Source organism: Mesorhizobium sp. LNJC391B00, assembly GCF_000502535.1.
GTDB lineage: Bacteria > Pseudomonadota > Alphaproteobacteria > Rhizobiales > Rhizobiaceae > Mesorhizobium.
Window position 1 is genome coordinate 83166 of record NZ_AYWI01000010.1, and the last position, 16934, is coordinate 100099.

A 16934-nucleotide genomic window follows, 5' to 3' on the forward strand; every position below is an offset into this window, starting at 1 on the left:
GAAGGGTGTATGCCGCGTTTTCGTCTCGATATCGAATATGACGGCAGCCTCTTCGCCGGCTGGCAACACCAGGCGGATCAGCCTTCGGTGCAGCAGGCGATAGAGCAGGCGATCGAGAAATTCTGCGGTGAGGCGGTGCGGATACGCGCCGCCGGCCGCACCGACGCCGGGGTGCATGCGACCGCCCAGGTGGCGCATGTCGACCTCGCCAAGGCATGGCCAAACGACAAGGTGCGCGACGCCGTCAACGCGCACCTGCAGGCGGCAGGCGCGCGCATCGCCATCCTGCAGGCGACGGTTGTCCCCAATGAGTTCGACGCCCGTTTCTCGGCCACCGGACGGCACTATCTCTACCGCATCCTCAACCGGCGCGCGCCTGCAGCGATGGAAAAGGGCAAGGTCTGGTGGGTGCCGAAGCGGCTCGATGCGGACGCCATGCACGAAGCGGCGAAAGTCCTGCTCGGCCGACATGACTTTACCACCTTCCGCTCGACGCAATGCCAGGCCAACAGTCCGGTGCGGACGCTGGAGCGGCTCGATGTAAGCCGCCAGGGCGACCTGATCGAAGTCAGGGCCTCGGCGCGCTCTTTCCTGCACAACCAGGTGCGCTCCATGGTCGGTTCGCTGAAACGCGTCGGCGACGGCGGCTGGACCGCCGCCGACCTCAAGGCAGCGCTCGCGGCGCAAGACCGCGCCGCCTGCGGCCAGGTGGCGCCGCCCGACGGGCTTTTTCTCGTCGGTGTAGACTATCCGGAAAAGTTCTAGGCCGGAGCGGCGGTCGGCACCGTGATGCCGAGCAGCGCCACCAGGCCGAACAAGACGGCCAGAGACACCACCAACATGCCTGCGAACACGGCGCTGCCGACAGCCGCGCCCTTGCCGATCGCGGCGTTGGTCATCCGCCAGGTGAGTACCAGCGACAGCACCACCAGAACCAGCCACACCAATTCGGCAACCGGGTTGCCGGACGGCAGGAAAAGCCTGATCAACGCTGAAGGCAGCAGCATCCAGGCGGTGATCGCCGACGCCCAGTTGCTGGCGACGACATAGTGGACGAAGCGGTCGCCGATGCCGGCGCGCGATGCGACCAGGGCAAGCACAACCAGGGGCAGCAGCCACGAGCCGAGGTCGACGGTCGCCAGGCGAACCAACATGCCCAGCCGACCGGCGAACGCATTGGGATCGCCGATCTCGTTGGCCGTGCCGACCCAGCCGACGATCATCGCCGGCGCGGCGACGACGATGGCGAAGAAGGAATTCCAGAAGCCGTCCGCCGAAAGGTCGAGCAGCCGCAAGCCGTCGGCCTTTCCGAGCATCAGCCGCCAGGCGCCGTTAAGCGATGAAGAGGTCTCGTCAACCGAAAGCATGATCAGCCCTGCTCGAACCAGTCATCGATGAAGCGCTGGTAGATTTGGGTCAGCGTCTCGAGGTCGGCCAGTGCGACGCGCTCGTCGACCATGTGCATGGTCTTGCCGACCAGGCCGAACTCGACCACCGGGCAATAGTCCTTGATGAAACGCGCATCCGAGGTTCCGCCCGAGGTGGACAGCGCCGGCTCCTTGCCGACCGTCGCCTTGATCGACCCGCGCAGCGTCCCGATCAGCTTGTCGTCGCGCGTCAGGAAGACATGGCTCGGCCGGTCGCGCCAGATCAGCTCGTAGTCGACCGGCGTCTTGCCGGTCCGGTATTTCTTGCGCTTCGCCGCCTGGTCGAGGCGGTTATGGATTTCGGCCTGCACCGTCTCGGCAGTCCATGTGTCGTTGAAGCGGATGTTGAAGGTGGCTGTCGCCTTGGCCGGAATAACATTGGTCGCCGGGTTGCCGACATCGATCGAGGTCACTTCCAGATTGGTCGGCTGAAAATCCTTCGTGCCCTTGTCGAAGACGGGCGACAGCAAGGCGTCGACCAGGCTGATCAGGCCGCGCACCGGATTGTCGGCGAGCAATGGATAGGCGACATGGCCCTGGCGGCCGTTGACCGTGACGCTGCCCGACATCGAGCCACGCCGGCCGATCTTGATCATGTCGCCGAGCGTGTCCGGATTGGTCGGCTCGCCGACGATCGCGGCGTCCCATCTCTCGCCCTTGGCCGCCGCCCAGTCGAGCAGTTTTGTCGTCCCGTTGATCGCCGGCCCCTCCTCGTCGCCGGTGATCAGCAGCGAGACCGAGCCTTTCGGACCACCCTTTTTCTCGACATGGCGCGCCACGGCGGCGATGAAACAGGCGATGCCGCCCTTCATGTCGACGGCGCCGCGGCCGTACATTTCGCCCTTGGCGATCTCGGCGGCAAAGGGCGGATGCGTCCACGACGCCTCGTCGCCCGCCGGCACCACGTCGGTATGGCCGGCAAACATCAGATGCGGCCCATTGCCGGAGCGGCGCGCGTAGAGGTTCTCGATGTCGGGGGTGCCGTGTTCGGAAAACACCGGGCGTTCGACGGAAAAGCCGAGCGGCTTCAGCATGCCTTCCAGGGCAGCCAGCGCGCCGCCCTCGGCGGGCGTTATGGAGGCGCAGCGTATGAGGGTCGCGAGGTTGGCGGCGGGATCGGTCGGCAGTTTCATGGGCAAAGCGATAATCGAAAGCGAAAGGCCTGTCACGGCCAGAGATGATGACCGGTCCTGCCGCCGACATTATGGTTTTCCTGTCGTATAGTGCAGGCCAACACGAGACAATCGCATGGCCAACGCCGAAAAGACCATCGTCATTGCCGGCGCCGGCAGCATCGGCTGCTATGTCGGCGGCTGCCTGGCGCTGGCCGGACGCAAGGTGGTGTTTTTGGCGCGGCCAGGCATCGCGACGGCCTTGCTGGACGGTGGCCTGCGCATCACCATCTCGATGGTCGCGACCGATCCATCCGGCCGGAGTCCGTCACCACCGATCCCGCCGCTGCCCTCGCCAGTGCCGACGTGGTGCTGGTGACGGTCAAGAACGGCGCTACCGAGGAGATGGCGTCGCTTGTTGCCGGACATGCGCGCGGCGATGTCGTGGTGGTCAGCCTGCAGAACGGCGTCGGCAATGCCGACCGGTTACGCGCCGGGCTCGGTGGACGGACTGTGCTCGCCGGCATGGTGCCGTTCAATGTCGTCCAGTCGGCCATAGGCAATTTGCCGCTTCACGTGCATCGCGCCAGCGACGGCAAGGTCATGATCGAAGATGGCGTGACCGGCCTTGCCGGCCTTCTCGATGTCGAAGGGCTTGGCGTGGAAACCCATCCCGACATGAAAGCCGTTCAGTGGGGCAAGCTGCTGATCAACCTCAACAACGCGCTTGTCGCCTTGTCCGGCCTGCCGCTGGCGAGCGAACTTGCCGACCGCCGCTGGCGGCGGATCCTGGCCGGTCAGATCGACGAGGCCCTGGCGGCGATGAAGGCGTTACATATCGCGCCGGCGCGGATCGGCGGCTTGCATCCCGGCCTGCTGCCGAACCTGCTCCGGCTGCCGGACTGGCTGTTCGGGCTGGTCGCCCGCCGCATGCTCGCCATCGACCCGCAGGCGCGTTCGTCGATGTGGGACGACCTCCAGCGTGGTCGGCCGACCGAGATCGGTGACCTGCAGGGGGCCGTCCTGAGCCTCGCCGAAAAGGCCGGCACGCCGGCGCCTCTGCTGAAGCGGGTCACCGTGCTGGTGCGGCAGGCCGAGCGGGAAAAGCGCGGCTCACCCAGGCTGACGCCGGAAACCGTCACTGGATAGTCTACTTGCCGCGAGCCTCGGGCGTTGGCCCGCAAAATAGGCGCGTGGGCCCGCCGCGTCACAGCTTTGGTGCGCGCCTCGGAGCCGGCGCTTTGCTCGCCGAGCCTGGCGCCGGCAGGGGCTGCGCAGCCGGGTGGTTCTCGATCAGCGTGATCTTCTGCCAGATCTTGCGCGACAGGTTGGACGCCAGGTTCTCGACGTCGTTGACGCCGTCGATGACCACATCGTCATTGACCGACTGCGCAAACAGCGCCGCGATCTTGCCGGTGATCGACAGCATCTCCGAGCAATAGTCGAGGTAGCGCGCCAGGTCGGCGGCATTGGTGATGCGCGCCGGCGAATGCGCGGTCGGCCTGAAATTGGCGGACAATGCTGCCGGATCCTTGGTCAGCTGGTGCATGTCGATGACATGGATCAGCGATCTCAACCCATGCAGCTGGCGAAACACCCGCTTGCGCTTGATGCGCTCCTCGGTGCGGATCAGCGCCAGCAGGCCGAGCACGGCAAGGATCATCATGTTGATCGTGGCTTCGATGCCTTGCACCGACTGCACCGCATCGTCGGCCTGCGAGATATGGATGAGCGGCAGGATGGTGCCGACGAACAGGAAGATCAGCGCGCCGGCGGCAACTGCGGCGACGATGGCGCCGCGCAGCCACCAGATCGGCGCTTCCAGCGCCTGCGCCGCCTTGGCCAGGTCGCGCGACAGCGACACCAGTTCGGCGGCGACGCCGCGCAGGCCGGCATCGGGAAAACGCTCGGCGACGCGCTCTTCCAGCCGCTCGGCGGTGTCGATGATCAGTTTCGGATCAAGCGTGCGGTAGCGCATGGCGAGATATCCGGTCGGCGCTCATGGTTCAGCCGGCGCGTTGCTACGCTTGCCGTAGCGGTTCGGACCGGGGTCACCCCGGAAACACGCTAGAACGATGAGAAGAATGGGGCCGATGATAAGAGAGATCAACGCGTAATAAGTCGGCTTGCCGAAATCATGAAACCGCTTTGCGGTTACCGCAAAGCTCGACCATGTCGAGATCAGCAAAACGACCCAGAACACAAGTGCCCAGTTCTGGCTGGTTGCGGTGCCGGGTTCCAGTCTCGACAACTGGTAGAGCGGGAAAAACTGTGCAAGCACCAGCAGCAGCCCGGCGAGCACGTAGGCACTTGGGCTGACGCGCCCTGAGAGGCTGAAGAAAAGCCAGGGAAGTGGTGGTGTGTTGGGCAATCTGGAGCGCTCTGGTTGCTCGGACAGGATCAATCACGCAGCAGTTCGTTGATCGAGGTTTTCGACCGGGTCTTGGCATCGACGCGCTTGACGATGACGGCGCAGTAGAGGCCAGGGCCCGGCTCGTTGTTCGGAAAGGCCTTGCCCGGCATCGAGCCGGCGACGACGACCGAATTCGGCGGCACCTCGCCATAAAACACTTCGCCGGTGGCGCGGTCGACGATCTTGGTCGACTGGCCGATGAACACACCCATTCCGAGCACCGAGCCTTCGCGCACGATGCAGCCCTCGACCACTTCGGAGCGCGCGCCGATGAAGCAATTGTCCTCGATGATGGTTGGGCCGGCCTGCATCGGCTCCAGCACCCCGCCGATGCCGACGCCGCCCGAGAGGTGCACATTCTTGCCGATCTGGGCGCAGGAGCCGACCGAGGCCCAGGTGTCGACCATGGTGCCGCTGTCGACATAGGCGCCGACATTGACGAAGGACGGCATCAGCACCGCGCCCGGCGCGACATAGGCCGAGCGGCGCACGATCGAAGACGGCACGGCGCGGAAGCCTGCCTTCTCGAAATCGACCGCGCTCCAGCCGTCGAACTTCGACGCCACCTTGTCCCACCAGACCGCCTGGCCGGGGCCGCCCTTGATGATCTCCATCGGATAGAGCCGGAACGAGAGCAGCACCGCCTTCTTCAGCCATTGGTTGACATGCCATTTGCCATCGGCCTGGCGCTCGGCAACGCGCACGGTGCCACGGTCGAGCAGGTCGAGTGAGGACTGGATGGCGTCGCGCGTTTCGCCCCGGGTCGCGGTCGAAATCGTGTCGCGCTCCTCGAAGGCCTTCTCGATCGTCTTTTCGAGGCTGGCCAGATCAGGCTTCGACATGAATTCGCTCCGTTACCACGCTGTTAAGGCCGTCGGCCTTAACCTTGTTTTGAAAGTCGCGCGGACCCTATGTTAAGGCGTATTGGGGGTCAATCGCGCGTGCGCCATGGGACGGCGCAAGTGAACTGTTGGGACGGGTAGAAAGCATATGACTCCTATGGAAAAGGCGGGATGGACGCCGCTGCCGCATTCGGACGAGGATCTGGAGCGCTCGAAAAGCGTTCCCGACACGCCGCAGACGCGCGCCGAAACCTACCGGCTGGCCTGGAACGATCCCGACTTCATGACGCGCCGGGAATTGCGCGCTGTGCGCTTGCAGCTTGAGCTCTTGAAGCCCGAAATGATCCTGGCCGAGCGCGGCATCCGCTCGACGGTCATCCTGTTCGGCGGCGCGCGTATTCCCGAGCCCGGCGGCGAGGCCTGGGCCGCCAAGAACGAGACGCAGAAGAAAAACCTCGAGGAAAACAGCAAATACTACGAGGAGGCGCGCAAATTCGCCCGCCTCTGCTCACAGCAATCGGCCACGTCCTACTACCGCGAATTCGTCGTCGTCACCGGTGGCGGCCCAGGCGTGATGGAGGCGGGAAATCGCGGCGCCGACGATGTCGGCGCGCCGTCGATCGGCCTCAACATCGTCCTGCCACACGAGCAGGCGCCGAACGCCTATGTGACCCCGGAGCTGTGCTTCAACTTCCACTATTTCGCCATCCGCAAGATGCATTTCGTCATGCGCGCCAAGGCCGTCGCGGTGTTTCCGGGCGGCTTCGGTACCATGGACGAATTCTTCGAGACGCTGACGCTGATCCAGACCGGCCGCATGGAGCGCGTGCCGGTGATCCTGTTCGGCAAGGCGTTCTGGCAGCGCGCGATCGACCTCGATTTCCTGGCCGAACAAGGCACCATCACGCCCGGCGACCAGGATATCATCGACTTTGTCGACACCGCCGACGAGGCCTGGGGGATCATCAGCCGCTTCTACAAGTTGGGGGAGTAGGGGAACCGGGAATTGAAGAACTGAAGAATTGAGGAAAAGGAGGTCCGGATCGGTCTCCCTTTCACCAGTTCTTCAATTCTTCAGCTCCTCAATTCCTCTGCCCCCTCCACTATCCCCGTCAGAAACGTCGCGAGATCGTCGGTGACGAAATCGACGTCGTCCTCATTGGCCGGATCGCGTTCCCAGATCTCGGCAAAGGTCGGCTCGAAATTGCGCGGCACCACCAGCACCGTGGTCATGCCCAGTGATTTCGGCACCTCGAGGTTGCGGGCGAGATCCTCGAACATCACCGCATTGTGTCCGGTGACGGCGTGCAGTTCGGCAAACTTCTCATAGGTCTGCCGCGAAGGCTTCGGCGTCAGCCCGGCGGCGACGATATCGAAAATGTCGTCGAAATGGTCGAGTATGCCGAGCTGGCGCGCGGTGCGCTCGGCGTGCCTGCGGTCGCCATTGGTGAAGATGAACTTGCGGCCGGGCAGCTGGCGGATGGCGGTGCCCAGCACCGGATCCGGCACCAGCCACGAATAGTCAATGTCGTGCACCTTTTCGAGAAAATCGTCGGGGTCGATGCCGTGGCGCGTCATCAGCCCGTTCAGCGTCGTGCCATATTCGAGATAGAGTTCCTTCTGCAGCTTGCGCGCTTCCTCGCGCGGCAGCGTGAGCAGTTCTCCGACATAGGCCGTCATCTTGACGTCGATCTGCGAAAACAGATTCGAATGGTGCGGATAAAGCGTGTTGTCGAGGTCGAACACCCAGTCGGTGACATGGGCGAAGCGGGCGGGATCGGGAAGCGTGGTCATGGCGTCCTTATGGCATGAAATATCTGCCGTTCGAACCCCTTTCTGATGCAGAGCTTATCCACAACCTATGTGCATCTAGAGTTGTAAAAATGGGCTCACCATTCAAATTTTAGCCATCGCGGAAAGGTGGCCTTCAGGGCTTGCTGGCACAGAGACGGTTCAGTGGGAGCCAGCGATGAGTCGCATAGTTTTAAAGTCCGCCGCCGTCGCATTCGGCTCGGTAGCCATCTCGCTTTTGCTGACGCTGATCATCGTTCCGGCCATGGGTTTTCCGGTCGACCGCACTGTCTGGCTGACATCGACGGTGTGCCCGCTGGCGCTCGCCTGGATCGCCTGCGCCAGCACCTTCTGGCAGAGCGACCGACTGAAAAACGCGCATCGCGATCTCGCCCGCGCGCATGCCCAGCTCGCCGCCGCGCATCGGCGCCTGTCGGCGAAGGCGAGCCGCGACGACATGACCGGCATGCTCAACCGCGAGAGCTTCTTTGCCGCGTTGGACGGCTCGCGGCGCAAATCCGATCGCGGCGCGCTGCTGATCATCGACGCCGACCATTTCAAGGCGATCAACGACAGTTTCGGCCATCTGACCGGCGATGACGCACTGGTGTTGATCGCCAGCGCCATCGAGCGCGGCGTCCGCAGCGGCGACGTGCTCGGCCGCATTGGCGGTGAGGAGTTCGGCGCCTTCCTGGTCGGCGCTACGGAAGCCGAAGCCCGGCGCGTGGCCGAGCGCATCCGCCGTGAAGTCGAGCTGGTCCGCTTTCGTCCGGTCGACGAGCGCACGGTGCCGCTGACCGTCTCGATCGGCGGCATCACCTGTGCGCAAGATGCCGATGTCTCGGACCTGATGCGCGCCGCCGACCGCCGGCTCTACGAGGCCAAGCACCGCGGCCGCAATTTGTCGATCCTCGACCGGGACATTTCCGAAGCTGCCTAGGTGTTGGTGGGGCTGTTAACGGTTCGCCAACATTGTTTCCACGCAACTGCGCCGTTTACCGGGTTGTAACTCGTTTACAGGCAAGGCTTGGCACGGGAATGGCATGTCTGGCCGGTACCTGTGCCGTTCAGGGAACGCCATGCGTGGATCGAAGCCCCCATCCAGAGACGTGTCATGAGTTTCTTCATCAGGAAAATGTCGCGCCGCACCATCGTGCAGGCGCTGATTGCGATGCCGGCGCTACAGCTTTTTCGCAAGCTGCCTGACAGCGACCGCCCCCCGGCCGATCCCGACGAGATCGTCGTGGTCAATGGCTGGATCCTGAAGCGGAGCGACCTGGCATGATATTCGACAGCTATGAGGCGTTTCGAGCCTCGGATTTCAAGCCCAAGGTCTGCATTCTCGGCTCCGGGCCGGCCGGCACCACCATTGCCAGAAAGCTCGGCGCCGCCGGCATTCCGGTCGTGGTGCTGGAGGCCGGCGCACGCGAATTCAGCGACGAGTCGCAGGATTTCTACCGCGGCTCCACGGTCGGCGATCAATATTTCGATCTCGACATCACCCGGCTGCGCTTCATGGGCGGGTCGTCGAACCACTGGGCCGGCTGGTGCCGCGTGCTCGACAAGCAGGACTTTGAGCCCAAGGCATGGGCGCCGGACACCGGCTGGCCAATCGCCCGGACCGACATCGAGCCCTATCTGTCCGAGCTGCACGACATACTCGAGCTTCCCGACTTCAAGCCCGATGTGCCGATTTCAGACGACATACGCTGGGTGCAGCTGATCAAGAGCCCGGCCGTGCGCTTTGGCGAGAAATTCTCCGACGAGCTCGACAAGAGCAAGAACATAGCGCTCGTGCTCAACACCTATGCCACCGAACTTGCCGGGGACGGCAAACGAGTGACCGGCGCCAGGCTGTGGTCGAACGGCAAGGATGCCGGCGCCTTCAGCGCCGATCATTTCATCGTCTGCGCCGGCGGGCTGGAGAATTCGCGGCTGCTTCTATGGTCGAACCAGCGCTCGAATGGCGGCGTGGTGCCGAACGCCACGGCACTTGGCCGCTACTGGATGGAGCACCCGACCTTCGAGGGCGGCAATGCCATCCTGGCCGATTACAGCGAGTTCGAGGTCGATGCCGTCAACGAGGCGTTCTTCTCGCCGACGCTCGCCGCCATGGAGCGGCTGCAGATCATGAATTTCGGCATACGCCTGATCGAGACGCCCTATGCCGGCGTCAAGAGCCTGATTGCCGACCTTGCCTGCACCGCGCCCGAGGCCGCCGAATGGGTCGCCTACCAGCTCAGCCAGAACCTGCGCTGCGCCGCCCAGCTCTACGTCGCCTGGGAACAGGCGCCGCTGGCCTCGAACCATATCGAATTGTCGAAGACCGATGTCGACCGTGCCGGCGTGCCGCGCATCGAGCTGCACTGGAAGAAGTCGCCGTTGGAGCGCCGCACCATCCTCGAGGGGCTCAAGCTGTTCGGAACGACGCTGATCGAGAAGGACCTCGGCCGCGTCCGCATCATGGACTGGCTGACCAATGGCGAGGACTACCCGACGGATGAGGAACTGGCCGGCCACCACCACATGGGCGGCACGCGCATGGGCACCGATGTGAGCAAAAGCGTGGTCGACGCCAACTGCAAGGTGCACGGCATGGACAATCTCTATGTCGGCGGCTCGTCGGTGTTCTGCACGTCGGGCGAATGCAACCCGACGACGACGATCACCGCACTTGCCTGCCGGCTAGGCGACCATCTGACCAAAGTAATCACGGTGTGACGAAGTCATCCACGGTGTGACGAAGTCATTACCGTCTGATTGTCAAAAAAGCGAACGGCGCGACAGGATTGCTGCCGGCGCTACCCATGCCTTGGTGTCGAAACCCTCGAAATCAGCGCCAACGAGATCTCCGTCCTCCTTTGTGGGGAGGGATTAAGGGTGGGGGTAGGTGCCGCGCAAACCCTTTAGGATTTGCTAAACCGTCGCTGGATCCAGCGCCGGCTGCCCCTTGCGGCGGGCGATGATCGCCTTGAAATCGGCGGTCCGGAACGCATCGCGCAACACGTCGAAGGACGGCAGCACGAAATAGGCGCGCTGGAACTTGTCGATCTCGTAGCCGGTGCGCATCACCGTTTCGAGGTCGAAGGGCACGTGGTGCGCGTCCGGGCTCGCGACGGCGAACTGCAATTCGGTGAACGACGACATCAGCCCGGCACCGAAAGCTTTCCGCTTCTGGCCCTCCTCCTGTATCAGCCCGTATTCGGCGGTGTACCAGTAGAGCCGGGTGATCATCTCGTCACCGCCCAGTGCAATCACGCTCTCGGCCTTTTCGCCATACATCTGCATGAAGTCGGCAAACACCGGCTGTGTCAGGATGGGCACATGGCCGAAGAAGTCGTGGAACATGTCGGGTTCGACGATGTAGTCGAGCTCGTCCTTGGTGCGCAGCCAGTTGGTCACCGGAAAGCGCCGGTTGGCGAGATGGTCGAAGAAGGGCGCGGCCGGGATGAGGCCAGGCACGGCGACGATTTCCCAGCCGGTCAGCTTGCGCAGCTTGTCTGAGACCGCGCCGAAATCCGGGATCTTGTCGAGCAGGCCGAGTGCGGCGATCCCATCGAGATAGGAATGGTGCGCCAGCTTCTGCGTCAGCTTGGTCTGCCGGTCGCACAACGTGCGCCACACCGCCTGTTCGTCGGCGCTGTAGTTGTAGCCCTGCGCCACGGTGAAGTCGGAACGGCACACTGAATAGTCGCCACGCAGGCCTTGCGCCGCGCAATCACGGGCATATTCGGCAACGCTCATCGTCGTCATGGTTCTTCTCCCCTGATCGTGACACTTGAATCTGTCCGCAGAGTCTAGCGGCGGCCGGCGAGGCAATTCAGCTTTGATGATGGCTTGGGTCCATGATTTGAGGTAAAAATCACCAAGCAGAAGCTGAAAGAGAGTGAAAATGCCTCAGTTCGACGATTTCGAGATCAAGATGCTGGATGTTCTTCAGCGCGATGGACGCAAGCCCGTGTCCGAACTGGCGCAGGAGATCGGCCTGTCGACGACGCCTTGCGCCCGCCGCTTCGAGGCGCTGCAGGAGGCCGGCATCATCAAGGGCTTTGCCGCCGTGCTCAACCGCCGCGCCGTCGGCCTGATGGTCGAGGTGTTCATCCAGGTGCGCCTCACCAGCCACAGCGACGGTTCGCCCGAAACCTTCATCGCCGCCGTGCAACGCATGGACGAAGTGTCGTCATGCTGGACGATGACCGGCGACCACGATTTCCTGCTGCACGTCATGGTGCCGTCGGTCGACGAACTCAACGCCTTCGTCATGCACCGCCTGATGCGCCTTGCCGGCGTGCGCGACGTTCACACCCAGCTGGTGCTGCAGAACATCAAGGGCCCGGGCCACGTGCCGCTCGCCCACCTCAGGCGGTAGGACACGCATCGCCATTTCTGCGGAAAAGCTGCACGCAAACTGCTGAACGGAGCCCAAATGCGAAACTGAAACGCCGGCTACGCCATGCGGACCGTCGCTCAAAGGTCCGTCATGAACATCGTGCTGATCAATCCGCCGCACACCGCCATCGGCAGCCGCGTGCCCGATGACCATCTGCCACCGCTCGGCCTGCTGGCACTGGGCGGCCCGCTTATCGACGCCGGCCATAAAGTCCGGCTGGTCGATGCCGAATTCGGGCCGATGCCGTTGGAAACGCTGGTGCGCGATGCGCTCAGCGGCCAGCCCGATTGCATCCTGATCGGCCACTCCGGCTCGACCTCGGCGCATCCCACCGCGCTCGCGATCGCCCGCATGGTCAAGGCGCTCGAGCCGGCGACGCTGGTGATCTATGGCGGCGTGTTCCCGACCTATCACTGGCGCGACGATGCGCTGGTACACGCAAATGGGCCGCCGCGTGTGGTTCCGCGAGGTCTGGGGTTTTCTGGCCCGCGACCGCCGCCTCAAGGATGGTCAGACGCTGGCTGAGTTCTGGGGCGCGCCGCAGGATGCCGATGAGGAATCCATGGTCGTCATGCGCCCGTCGCGCAAGCCGGCCGAAGCGGCTGTCGCGATCTCGGCCGGCCCCTGACAGGCTCGCTGCCATTCGTAGATAATACCGCATGCGTATTGACATACGCAGCGTATGTATCCACCTCATGCATACGGGACGTATGTGAGTACCCGGACAATGGAGAGAAAATGACCAAACGTGACGCAATCTTTCCTGCCGGCCGGCAGGCTCTCTATGAGATCAATCGCTATTCTGCTGCAATACGATCGGGCGATCTTTTGTTCGTCTCGGGCCAGGTCGGCAGCCGCGAGGACGGGTCGCCCGAACCTGTCTTCGAAAAGCAGGTCCAGCTTGCCTTCGATAATCTCGCGGCAGTGCTGAAAGCAACGGGCGCCACGTTCGACGATATAGTCGACGTGACCACCTTCCACACCGATCCGCCAACGCAATGGCCCGTGATCGATGCCGTTCGGCTGAAGGTGTTCGGTGAACCGCCCTACACCAATTGGACGGCGGTCGGCGTCAACTGGTTAGCCGGCTTCGACTTCGAGATAAAGGTCATCGCGCGCCTGCCCCAGCCTGCCTAAGGGCTGGCCAGCCGACCAACTGGCCGCCAAGCCAGTTGCCGATCAGGGCACGATTAGCGTGCCGGCGCCGTGTTCGGTGAACAATTCCAGCAGCACCGCATGCGGCGTCTTGCCGTTGAGGATGACGACGCCTTCGACGCCGCGCTCGATCGCCTCGATGCAGGTCTCGACTTTGGGGATCATGCCGCCCGACACCGTGCCGTCCTTGATCAGCGCCTTGGCTTCGGCCACCGTCAGCTCGTCGATCAGCTTCTTGTTCTTGTCGAGCACGCCGGGCACGTCGGTCAGGAACAAAAGGCGCGTCGCCTGGCAGGCGCCGGCGATGGCGCCGGCGAAGGTGTCGGCATTGATGTTGTAGGTATGGCCATCGCGGCCGGGCGCCACCGGCGCCAGCACCGGGATCATTTCGGAGCGCGCCAGCAGGTCGAGCAGGGTGCGGTCGACTTCGACCGGTTCGCCGACGAAACCGAGATCGAGCACACGCTCAATGTTGGAATCCGGGTCGATCATGGTCTTGCGAGCCTTTTCGGCGAACACCATGTTGCCGTCCTTGCCGCACAGGCCGATCGCCCATTCGCCCTCGGCGTTGATCAGCGCGACGATCTCCTTGTTGATCGAACCGGCCAGCACCATCTCGACGATTTCGACCGTCTTCTGATCCGTGACGCGCAGTCCGCCTTCGAACTTGGATTCGATGCCCATCTTGGCCAGCATGGCGCCGATCTGCGGCCCGCCGCCATGGACGACGATCGGGTTGACGCCGGACTGCTTCAGCAGCGCGATGTCACGGGCGAAAGCCTTGCCGAGCTCGATATCGCCCATGGCATGACCGCCATATTTCACCACCACCGTCTTGTGCTCGTAGCGCTGCATATAGGGCAGGGCCCGCGAGAGCAGGGCGGCCTGCATTTCGGCGGTGGCGGTGATCTCCGTCATCGGCATGGTTCCCTGGATGCGGGTAAGGACGGCGGCGTCTTAGCGGGAATTGGCCCAGGCCGCAAACAGCTTTGCTATCACGATGATGAAATCTGCCGGATCAGGCCGGCACCTTGAGCGGCGCCCGCCGCGTCAGCCACCCGGAAACCTTCTCCATCTGCGCGGCAAGCGACAAAAGCGTCCTGCTCGTCGCCGGGGCGGCCGACGGCCTGGATGCCAAGCGGCAGGCCGGCATCGGTGACATGGACCGGCAGCGCGATCGACGGCTGGCCGCTGACATTCTGGATCGCCGGCCGGTGGGTGAACCACAGGCTCTTGTCCATCAATTGCCCAAACAGGGATCTGATCTCCAAGAGACGGGTCAGATGCAATTTGTCGAGCAGGTTTTCGATGAGCTCGTCGGCCCCCTTCGGGCCCATGGCGCCTCAGGCAAGCGGCGGATGCACAATGATCGGGTTGCCTCGGCGCGCGCGCTCGCAGCATCGACAAGGTCCGGCGGCGAGATTCGCCTCTATGCACCAGCTCCGCCAAGCCGGTCGCATCGTTCTCCCACAGCATCCGTTCGGCCGACATTGCTGTTCCCCTTTCTGCGGGAGGCTAACGACAGCCGATTTCCTTGGCACCGACCGGCGATTACTGGCGATCGGGCGCGGACATCGTTTGCGTGGACAACAAGATTTCTGCCTTTGCAAATAAATTGTGATCGCTTAGCTTGTCCGTATGACGCCGCAGGATATCTCCACCCTGATTGTCCGGACCTCGATGAAGGATCGGACTGCGTTCGATCTGCTTTACCGGCAAACCAGTGCGAAACTTTTCGGCGTGTGCCTTCGTGTATTGAAGGATCGCGGAGATGCGGAAGAAGCGCTGCAAGAGGTCTTCGTCAAAGTGTGGACGAAGGCGGATCGTTTCGCTGTTTCTGATCTCAGCCCAATCTCCTGGCTGGTGGCCATAGCACGCAATCATGCGATTGATCGCATCCGGTCGCGACGCAAGCCTGCTGCCGATATCGATGCCGCGCTCGACGTGGCTGACCCCGGTCCGGGGCCAGAGGCTATGGTTGTTGCGGGCGGTGAATCCGAGCGCATCTATCAGTGCCTTGAAGAGTTGGAACAAGACCGGGCGCAAGCCGTTCGGGGTGCTTATTTGAACGGCGAAAGTTACGCCGAGCTCGCGGAACGTCACAAGGTTCCGCTCAACACGATGCGGACATGGCTGCGCCGCAGCCTGTTGAAACTTAGAGAATGTCTGGAAAGATGACCCTGGCAGAAGAAAATGGACCGGAACGTGGAGGCGACGACCTGCTCGCAGCCGAATACGTTCTCGGCGTGCTGCCGGCGGATGAGCGCCAGATAGCCTCCGGACGCATCGACGCGGAGACCGGCTTTGCCCGTCTCGTCGATTCCTGGGAAGTAAACCTCTCGCCGATGGCTGCCGCTTATGCTGAGGTAGAGCCGCCGGCCACCATCAAGCCGGCTATCGATCGCCGGCTGTTCTCCTCCACCGCGGCGTCGATGACGGCCCCGAGCGGCAGCCTGTGGTCCAGCCTTAGCTTCTGGCGCGGCCTCACCGCAGCGGCTCTCGCGGCCCTGGTGCTCTATGTCGCCGTGCCTTACGTCAGGTCGCCGGTCGTCGTGCCGCAGGAGCGCCTCGTCGCCTCGCTGGCTGCCGAAGGCAGCGATGTCAAATACCTTGTCGTCTACGACGCTTCCCGCCGCGATGTCGGCCTGTCGCTGGTTTCGGGCGAACGCGCCGCCGGCAAGGACTTCGAACTGTGGATGATCGAAGGCAAGAATGCTCCGGTCTCGATGGGCGTCATCCCCGCCGGCCAGGTCGCCCATATCCCGGTTACCCCGGCCGTGCAGCAGAAGCTGGCGCAAGGCGCCGTGCTTGCTGTCAGCGTCGAGCCGACGGGCGGTTCGACGACGGGACAGCCGACCGGACCGGTCGTTGCCGCGGGCGACCTGAAGGGCATCTGATAAATCGTAAGATCATGACGTGACAATGAAGACAGCGGAAGTACATCTTCCGCTGTTTTCGTTTTGGATACGCTGCTGGAGATTACGGATTCGATCTCCGGAGATAATTCGGCGACAAAATAAAGGATAAATTTTTCCCGGCGCGCGGAAACTCAGGCAGTTCTATTCCGTATCTCCTCATGTTCCCGAAAGAGGAAACAATAACCCCGAGGAGTTCGAACACTATGCGTAGAATCGCCACCCTTTTGCTCGCCGGTACCATTGCCGTCTCCGCCCTCGCCACAATCGCCTATGCCGAGAATCCGATGGTTGGCGGCGCCGCCATGTACGCCAACAAGAACATCGTTGAGAACGCCGTCAATTCGAAGGATCACACGACACTGGTCGCCGCCGTCAAGGCTGCCGGCCTGGTCGAGACACTGCAGGGCGCCGGCCCGTTCACCGTGTTCGCGCCGACCAATGAGGCCTTCGCCGCGCTTCCGGCTGGCACGGTCGAGTCGCTGCTCAAGCCCGAGAACAAGGACAAGCTCACCAAGATCCTGACCTGCCATGTCATCGGCGCCAAGGCGATGGGCGCCGATGTCGCCTCGATGGCCAAGGCCGATGGCGGCACCCACAAGGTCAAGACGGTCGGCGGCTGCGAGCTGTCGCTCAAGGCTGATGGCGGCAAGGTCACCGTGACCGACGAGAACGGCAATGTCGCCAATGTGACGATCGCCGACGTCGAGCAGTCGAACGGCGTCATCCACGTCATCGACAAGGTCCTGCTGCCGAAGATGTAACAAAGCCCCTGCCGCCGACGAACAGGCGGTAAGCTCCTGCAGATTGCGCGGCCCCGCCCCCGTGGGCCGAGCAAACGACCGAGCGCTCCATCCCGTCCGCAACAAGCGCGGAGCCGGTGTGGAGC

Annotated in this window: 19 protein-coding genes and 2 pseudogenes; 12 read left to right on the forward strand and 9 right to left on the reverse strand. The window is 63.2% G+C overall.

Going from position 1 to position 16934, the window contains the following annotated elements; genetic code table 11:
- Nucleotides 1-9 precede the first annotated feature (9 nt).
- The gene (gene truA, locus X750_RS142335; protein ID WP_023681338.1) at nucleotides 10-765 is read left to right on the forward strand and encodes a tRNA pseudouridine(38-40) synthase TruA; all 756 of its coding nucleotides are present in this window, start codon (nucleotides 10-12) and stop codon (nucleotides 763-765) included.
- On the opposite strand, the gene X750_RS142330 is transcribed toward truA, so the two are convergent.
- Together X750_RS142330 and dapE are read right to left on the reverse strand one after the other, a co-directional pair.
- On the reverse strand, nucleotides 762-1367 hold the full coding sequence (locus X750_RS142330) for a hypothetical protein (RefSeq protein WP_023681339.1): 606 nt from the start codon (nucleotides 1365-1367) through the stop codon (nucleotides 762-764). The genes truA and X750_RS142330 overlap by 4 nt on opposite strands.
- 2 nt (nucleotides 1368-1369) lie before the next feature.
- Nucleotides 1370-2560: a succinyl-diaminopimelate desuccinylase gene (dapE, locus tag X750_RS142325; protein WP_023748256.1), complete on the reverse strand. Its 1191-nt coding sequence runs from the start codon at nucleotides 2558-2560 to the stop codon at nucleotides 1370-1372.
- A 115-nt stretch (nucleotides 2561-2675) separates the two neighbouring features.
- Here dapE and X750_RS01000000163260 point away from each other — a divergent pair.
- A pseudogene (locus X750_RS01000000163260) lies at nucleotides 2676-3688 on the forward strand (2-dehydropantoate 2-reductase).
- 58 nt (nucleotides 3689-3746) lie between these two features.
- Here the strand turns inward: X750_RS01000000163260 and X750_RS142320 are convergent.
- Genes X750_RS142320 through dapD form a run of 3 tightly spaced genes read right to left on the reverse strand, consistent with a single transcriptional unit; the run spans nucleotide 3747 to nucleotide 5794 of the window.
- The gene (locus X750_RS142320) at nucleotides 3747-4517 is read right to left on the reverse strand and encodes a hypothetical protein (protein ID WP_023732758.1); all 771 of its coding nucleotides are present in this window, start codon (nucleotides 4515-4517) and stop codon (nucleotides 3747-3749) included.
- Nucleotides 4518-4538: 21 nt separating this feature from the next.
- Nucleotides 4539-4943, reverse strand: a complete 405-nt coding sequence (locus X750_RS142315) for a DUF805 domain-containing protein (RefSeq protein ID WP_081725464.1) — start codon at nucleotides 4941-4943, stop codon at nucleotides 4539-4541.
- Complete coding sequence (gene dapD / locus X750_RS142310; RefSeq protein WP_023673222.1) at nucleotides 4940-5794, reverse strand: 2,3,4,5-tetrahydropyridine-2,6-dicarboxylate N-succinyltransferase; 855 nt, start codon at nucleotides 5792-5794, stop codon at nucleotides 4940-4942. The genes X750_RS142315 and dapD overlap by 4 nt, the downstream gene beginning before the upstream one ends.
- A gap of 148 nt (nucleotides 5795-5942) precedes the next feature.
- Between dapD and X750_RS142305 the strand changes: the two genes are divergently transcribed.
- Nucleotides 5943-6788: an LOG family protein gene (locus X750_RS142305; RefSeq protein ID WP_023681343.1), complete on the forward strand. Its 846-nt coding sequence runs from the start codon at nucleotides 5943-5945 to the stop codon at nucleotides 6786-6788.
- A gap of 80 nt (nucleotides 6789-6868) precedes the next feature.
- On the opposite strand, the gene X750_RS142300 is transcribed toward X750_RS142305, so the two are convergent.
- On the reverse strand, nucleotides 6869-7588 hold the full coding sequence (locus tag X750_RS142300; protein WP_023748257.1) for a pyrimidine 5'-nucleotidase: 720 nt from the start codon (nucleotides 7586-7588) through the stop codon (nucleotides 6869-6871).
- A gap of 175 nt (nucleotides 7589-7763) precedes the next feature.
- Here X750_RS142300 and X750_RS142295 point away from each other — a divergent pair, with 175 nt between their 5' ends.
- The 3 genes from X750_RS142295 to X750_RS142290 all read left to right on the forward strand — a co-directional run bounded on the left by X750_RS142295 (nucleotide 7764) and on the right by X750_RS142290 (nucleotide 10306).
- The gene (locus X750_RS142295; protein ID WP_023681345.1) at nucleotides 7764-8525 is read left to right on the forward strand and encodes a GGDEF domain-containing protein; all 762 of its coding nucleotides are present in this window, start codon (nucleotides 7764-7766) and stop codon (nucleotides 8523-8525) included.
- A 174-nt stretch (nucleotides 8526-8699) separates the two neighbouring features.
- Nucleotides 8700-8870 carry a hypothetical protein gene (locus tag X750_RS1000000165985; protein WP_023673226.1) on the forward strand — a complete coding sequence of 57 codons (171 nt, stop codon included), beginning with the start codon at nucleotides 8700-8702 and terminating at the stop codon, nucleotides 8868-8870.
- Entirely contained in the window at nucleotides 8867-10306 is a 1440-nt protein-coding gene (locus X750_RS142290; protein ID WP_023748258.1) for a GMC family oxidoreductase, read from the forward strand. The genes X750_RS1000000165985 and X750_RS142290 overlap by 4 nt, the downstream gene beginning before the upstream one ends.
- A gap of 195 nt (nucleotides 10307-10501) precedes the next feature.
- On the opposite strand, the gene phhA is transcribed toward X750_RS142290, so the two are convergent.
- Nucleotides 10502-11338 carry a phenylalanine 4-monooxygenase gene (gene phhA, locus X750_RS142285; protein ID WP_023748259.1) on the reverse strand — a complete coding sequence of 279 codons (837 nt, stop codon included), beginning with the start codon at nucleotides 11336-11338 and terminating at the stop codon, nucleotides 10502-10504.
- Between the two features lie 139 nt (nucleotides 11339-11477).
- Here phhA and X750_RS142280 point away from each other — a divergent pair, with 139 nt between their 5' ends.
- The 3 genes and pseudogenes from X750_RS142280 (at nucleotide 11478) to X750_RS142270 (ending at nucleotide 13112) form a co-directional block, all read left to right on the forward strand.
- Nucleotides 11478-11954, forward strand: a complete 477-nt coding sequence (locus tag X750_RS142280) for an Lrp/AsnC family transcriptional regulator (protein WP_023687465.1) — start codon at nucleotides 11478-11480, stop codon at nucleotides 11952-11954.
- Nucleotides 11955-12065: 111 nt separating this feature from the next.
- Nucleotides 12066-12398 (forward strand): annotated as a pseudogene (locus X750_RS142275) (cobalamin-dependent protein); the annotation flags it as partial.
- A gap of 315 nt (nucleotides 12399-12713) precedes the next feature.
- Nucleotides 12714-13112: a RidA family protein gene (locus tag X750_RS142270; protein ID WP_023748261.1), complete on the forward strand. Its 399-nt coding sequence runs from the start codon at nucleotides 12714-12716 to the stop codon at nucleotides 13110-13112.
- A gap of 42 nt (nucleotides 13113-13154) precedes the next feature.
- Here X750_RS142270 and argB read toward each other — a convergent pair whose 3' ends face one another.
- Both argB and X750_RS142260 read right to left on the reverse strand, forming a co-directional pair.
- Nucleotides 13155-14048 carry an acetylglutamate kinase gene (gene argB, locus X750_RS142265; protein WP_013528489.1) on the reverse strand — a complete coding sequence of 298 codons (894 nt, stop codon included), beginning with the start codon at nucleotides 14046-14048 and terminating at the stop codon, nucleotides 13155-13157.
- 77 nt (nucleotides 14049-14125) lie between these two features.
- A complete protein-coding gene (locus X750_RS142260; protein WP_023703791.1) occupies nucleotides 14126-14467 on the reverse strand; it encodes an amidase family protein in 342 nt (113 codons plus the stop codon).
- 301 nt (nucleotides 14468-14768) lie between these two features.
- Between X750_RS142260 and X750_RS142255 the strand changes: the two genes are divergently transcribed.
- From X750_RS142255 to X750_RS142245, 3 genes are all read left to right on the forward strand, one after another.
- The gene (locus tag X750_RS142255) at nucleotides 14769-15308 is read left to right on the forward strand and encodes a sigma-70 family RNA polymerase sigma factor (RefSeq protein WP_023673234.1); all 540 of its coding nucleotides are present in this window, start codon (nucleotides 14769-14771) and stop codon (nucleotides 15306-15308) included.
- The gene (locus X750_RS142250; protein WP_023703790.1) at nucleotides 15305-16027 is read left to right on the forward strand and encodes an anti-sigma factor; all 723 of its coding nucleotides are present in this window, start codon (nucleotides 15305-15307) and stop codon (nucleotides 16025-16027) included. The genes X750_RS142255 and X750_RS142250 overlap by 4 nt, the downstream gene beginning before the upstream one ends.
- Nucleotides 16028-16251: 224 nt before the next feature.
- Complete coding sequence (locus X750_RS142245) at nucleotides 16252-16809, forward strand: fasciclin domain-containing protein (protein WP_023693011.1); 558 nt, start codon at nucleotides 16252-16254, stop codon at nucleotides 16807-16809.
- Nucleotides 16810-16934 lie beyond the last annotated feature (125 nt).

Coding starts and splice junctions, on each gene's coding strand:
- truA (WP_023681338.1), top strand. CDS start 10: ATGCCGCGTTTTCGTCTCGATATCGAATATGACGGCAGCCTCTTCGCC.
- X750_RS142330 (WP_023681339.1), bottom strand. CDS start 1,367: ATGCTTTCGGTTGACGAGACCTCTTCATCGCTTAACGGCGCCTGGCGG.
- dapE (WP_023748256.1), bottom strand. CDS start 2,560: ATGAAACTGCCGACCGATCCCGCCGCCAACCTCGCGACCCTCATACGC.
- X750_RS142320 (WP_023732758.1), bottom strand. CDS start 4,517: ATGCGCTACCGCACGCTTGATCCGAAACTGATCATCGACACCGCCGAG.
- dapD (WP_023673222.1), bottom strand. CDS start 5,794: ATGTCGAAGCCTGATCTGGCCAGCCTCGAAAAGACGATCGAGAAGGCC.
- X750_RS142305 (WP_023681343.1), top strand. CDS start 5,943: ATGACTCCTATGGAAAAGGCGGGATGGACGCCGCTGCCGCATTCGGAC.
- X750_RS142300 (WP_023748257.1), bottom strand. CDS start 7,588: ATGACCACGCTTCCCGATCCCGCCCGCTTCGCCCATGTCACCGACTGG.
- X750_RS142295 (WP_023681345.1), top strand. CDS start 7,764: ATGAGTCGCATAGTTTTAAAGTCCGCCGCCGTCGCATTCGGCTCGGTA.
- X750_RS1000000165985 (WP_023673226.1), top strand. CDS start 8,700: ATGAGTTTCTTCATCAGGAAAATGTCGCGCCGCACCATCGTGCAGGCG.
- X750_RS142290 (WP_023748258.1), top strand. CDS start 8,867: ATGATATTCGACAGCTATGAGGCGTTTCGAGCCTCGGATTTCAAGCCC.
- phhA (WP_023748259.1), bottom strand. CDS start 11,338: ATGACGACGATGAGCGTTGCCGAATATGCCCGTGATTGCGCGGCGCAA.
- X750_RS142280 (WP_023687465.1), top strand. CDS start 11,478: ATGCCTCAGTTCGACGATTTCGAGATCAAGATGCTGGATGTTCTTCAG.
- X750_RS142270 (WP_023748261.1), top strand. CDS start 12,714: ATGACCAAACGTGACGCAATCTTTCCTGCCGGCCGGCAGGCTCTCTAT.
- argB (WP_013528489.1), bottom strand. CDS start 14,048: ATGACGGAGATCACCGCCACCGCCGAAATGCAGGCCGCCCTGCTCTCG.
- X750_RS142260 (WP_023703791.1), bottom strand. CDS start 14,467: ATGGGCCCGAAGGGGGCCGACGAGCTCATCGAAAACCTGCTCGACAAA.
- X750_RS142255 (WP_023673234.1), top strand. CDS start 14,769: ATGACGCCGCAGGATATCTCCACCCTGATTGTCCGGACCTCGATGAAG.
- X750_RS142250 (WP_023703790.1), top strand. CDS start 15,305: ATGACCCTGGCAGAAGAAAATGGACCGGAACGTGGAGGCGACGACCTG.
- X750_RS142245 (WP_023693011.1), top strand. CDS start 16,252: ATGCGTAGAATCGCCACCCTTTTGCTCGCCGGTACCATTGCCGTCTCC.